Origin of the sequence: Vibrio sp. 1F169, assembly GCF_041439605.1 — a bacterium.
Classification (GTDB): Bacteria; Pseudomonadota; Gammaproteobacteria; order Enterobacterales; family Vibrionaceae; genus Vibrio; species Vibrio tasmaniensis_A.
Genome location: NZ_JBGOOI010000138.1, coordinates 1 through 3,712, shown reverse-complemented (window position 1 = coordinate 3,712; position 3,712 = coordinate 1). Strand labels below are relative to the sequence as shown.

Annotated in this window: 4 protein-coding genes; all 4 read left to right on the top strand. The window is 45.7% G+C overall.

Annotated features, from left to right (window positions below):
* Positions 1 to 752: M24 family metallopeptidase (locus tag ACED53_RS23020; protein ID WP_371708940.1), on the top strand; the 752-nt coding region annotated here is incomplete at its 5' end.
* Positions 753 to 847: 95 nt separating this feature from the next.
* Positions 848 to 1,618 (top strand): aspartate/glutamate racemase family protein, encoded by a 771-nt coding sequence (locus tag ACED53_RS23015; RefSeq protein ID WP_017068125.1) that lies wholly within the window; start codon positions 848 to 850, stop codon positions 1,616 to 1,618.
* A 26-nt stretch (positions 1,619 to 1,644) separates the two neighbouring features.
* A complete protein-coding gene (locus tag ACED53_RS23010) occupies positions 1,645 to 2,607 on the top strand; it encodes a DMT family transporter (RefSeq protein ID WP_048662518.1) in 963 nt (320 codons plus the stop codon).
* 80 nt (positions 2,608 to 2,687) lie between these two features.
* The gene (locus tag ACED53_RS23005) at positions 2,688 to 3,683 is read left to right on the top strand and encodes a DMT family transporter (protein WP_048662517.1); all 996 of its coding nucleotides are present in this window, start codon (positions 2,688 to 2,690) and stop codon (positions 3,681 to 3,683) included.
* Positions 3,684 to 3,712: the final 29 nt, after the last annotated feature.

The following is a 3,712-nucleotide window of genomic DNA, read 5'->3' as shown; positions in this document are numbered from 1 at the left end:
AATTAACCACCATGGTTAAGAAAGACTTTGTTGATGTGTCTTTAGCAATGCATGAGCTTCGTCAGATCAAATCACAAGCTGAAATCGAGAAAACACGTGAAATCTGTCGCATTACTAACGTTGGGTTTAGCAAGATTCCGGGTTACGCAAAAGCCGGCATGACCGAGCGTGAAATCTGTAAACAGTTCCGTATCGATATGTTGTTAGAAGGTGCGGACGAATGCCCTTACATCATCGCAGGCTCAGGGCCTGATGGTTATGACAGCATCATCATGGGTCCTACCGATCGCATTATTGAACCGGGAGATGTGTTGATCATCGATACGGGCGCCGTGCGTGATGGTTACTTCTCTGATTTCGACCGCAACTGGGCATTTGGTCATGCAAGTGAGCAAACCAAAGCGGCATACCGCGCTACTTACGAAGCGACCACGAAAGGCTTCGAGGCAGCGAAACCGGGCGCAACCACGACGGACATCTATAACGCGATGTGGGGAGTCTTAGAAGCCAATGGTGCATTGGGTAACGACGTTGGTCGTCTAGGCCATGGATTAGGTATGGAGCTGACAGAGCGCCCGTCTAACACCGCTACCGACAACACAGTACTTAAGCCAGGCATGGTGATGACACTAGAACCGGGCATGGTTTACGCACCGGGTAAGTCGATGGTTCACGAAGAGAACATCGTAATCACTGAAGACGGCGCTGAATGGTTGAGCGAACGAGCTGAACCAGAACTGATCATTATTTAGCTCAAAATTTAACACCTTACACATTAAACACCCTACAAAAGCTGACTCTGGATTCTGGAGTCAGCATATAAAAACTATAAAAATACGAGTTTCTCATGCAAACAATAGAACAGTTTCGACAATTTGAAATCCCATTACAGCACGTTCAGGCTCCAAGGATTGGTCGAGTTCATATCGGTTTAGTGCAACTAAGTACTGACCACTCTTTAGAGATGGACTGGGCAAAATTACTGGGCACACAAGCAGGAGTGTTTAGCTCCCGTGTTTATTACAGTAGCGAAATGACTCCAGAAGCGCTCGACCAAATTGCGGTTGGTATCAGCGAAGCATCCGATCTAATAGCGACGGGTTTACCCATGGATGTCATGGCGTTTGGTTGCACTTCAGCTTCTATCATTATAGGTGAAGAAAAAGTCGCTAACCTTCTTACACAAAATCGCGGTGATATTCCCGCAACCAACCCATGGACAGCTGCTCAAGCCGCATTTAAGCACTTGGGTGCAAAGAAAGTTGCCGTGTTTTCCCCCTACCCAACAGAAGTGAATTTCCCTCTTTATCAACAACTGACTGCCGCTGGCTTTGAAGTTCCGGTTTTAGGTTCACTTGGCATTGAGAAAGACACTGACATCACGACGGTTTCAAAGGAATCGATGATGGAAGCGTTGAGCAAAATGTTGCCGGGCTCTGGTGCCGATGTGGTGTTTATGTCTTGCACCAACCTTCGTGTTCTTGACCACATTCAAGAGATTGAAGATCGATTTGGTATCCCAGTCGTGTGCAGCAACTCTGCGATGTTCTGGCACTGCATGCACTTAGTCGGCAACAAAGCTCAATGTCCAGGTTACGGACAATTGCTAAATCAATAGCAACCAATGAATAAAGGAATTTTAAGATGAGTAATACAACTAAAGGTTGGTTAGCTGCCATTTTCATTGGCATGCTTTGGGGTATTCCGTGGATCGTAGGGACACCTATTTTAGAAGTAATGGATGCACAAGTCTTGGTATGGGTTCGCTATACCGTCGCTTTCATTACGCTGTTTGTGATTATCCAAGTTAGCAATGCGATGGGTAAACCACAGAAAAAAGTCGATTTTAAACTTAATTGGGCAAACCGACACGACATCTTCTGGGCGGCATGTTGCGGCATTATTGGTCAAGGTGCTTTCAGTTTTCTATCGTTCCTATCTCTTGATTACATTACCGCTTCAGAAAACGGCGTGATCCAAGGCCTTATCCCAATCATCATTTTGTGTGTCGGTTTCCTTCGCCACGGCGAGCGTTTTACACCACTACAAATCTTGGCAGCTGTTGGCGCCTTCGTTGGTGTCGCTATTTTGGTTATGGACCCTTCTGTTGAAGGCAGCGGGTTTAACATTGGTCACTTGATCTGTCTGGGTAGTGCCGCGAGCTTCTCCACGATGGCTTACGCTCGTGCCAAGCTTGCTGAGAAATATGGTTCAGTGGCGACGATGTATCACCAGTTTGTTTTTGCGGCAATTGGCTTCGGTCTTTACCTACTGGTTGTCGGCGCCGATTTCTCTTCAGCTCTCGGTATTTTCAGTTCTCCACTTCGTATTGCTTGTATTGCAATTCTGGGTGTGGGTATTTCAGGTATCAGCTACCTAATCTACATCTATGCAATGGAACGAGTTGGCGTAGACGGAACGGGTATGGCACTTAACTTGATGCCTCTGTCTTCTTTCGTCCTGGCTGTGTTTGCTCTCGGTGAAGCGGTAACGCCAATGCGACTACTAGCGATTGCAGTCGTTATTGGCTCAATGATGTTGTTCATGAAGTTTGGTAAGGCGAAGAAAAAAGCGCCTCAGCTGAAAACGGCGACAGACGTTAACTAGCGAAAAACCACTAAATAAAATTATGAGTAATAAGGCGGTGTGCGCACCGCCGTTACCTAAAAATTATGGAAGATAGACAGATGAACACAACAAACAGAGACACATTTTTAGGATGGACTGCTGCCATTGCTGTTGCCTGTATCTGGGGCGTAACTGGGGTGGTATCTAAGCCGCTCTCTATGGCTGTTGACCCGATGACATTGGTATTTTTCCGCTACGTTACTGCGGTAATTGGCCTTTCCATCATTTTCTTTTTTACATCACGTAGTAAAAGCTTGAGCGCTGACTTGGGTTCTTCGTTAAAGATCGATACCAAAGATATTGGTCGCATTGCGCTTTGTGGCATCGTTGGACAAGGGGTGTTTTCACTGTTCAACTTCCTTTCTCTTTCTCACATTGGTGCGACTGAAAACGGTGTTATTCAAGGCATGCAGCCGTTCGCGACGGTTTTCTTTGGCATGATGTTTATGAACTTCCGCATGAACAAGATTCAGTGGGGTGCTTTTATTGCTTCGGCGGTTTGTATTTACGCAATGAGTGTTGGTCCGACAAACTCCATTGAAGGTGGTACGCCACTACTAGGTTACGTTTACGTGACGTGTTCAATGCTGGCGTTAGCGTGGACAGCTCACTTACGAGCTAGTTTAGCGGACAAATACGGTTCAGTTGTTTCTATGCTTTACCAATACATCTCAGTTGCAGTAATGGGCATCATCGTTGTATTGACCATGGGCTTAGACCTATCTCAGATTTACATTATCTTCTCTAGCCCGCTGTTAATTGCTTTGCTTATTTTCTTAGGTACGGGTATCTCTGGCGGTAGCTACTTGATTCAATTGTATTCTTTCAAGCGTATCGGTGTCGAAAAGGCAACGATGGCATTAAATCTCATGCCTTTGGTTGGCTACTTAGTGGCGGTTTTAACACTTGGCGAACAGATGGCAATGGGCAAAACCATCGTTGTTTCATTAATTGTGGTCGCACTTTACGTGTTCACGAAGTTTGAGACAAAGCAGGAAGAACAATCTTCAGAAAATTTAGCGTGCGATAAAAAAGCAACACCAGAAGCGAGCTAAGTGATGAAATCAGTGACTAAAGGTTGGAT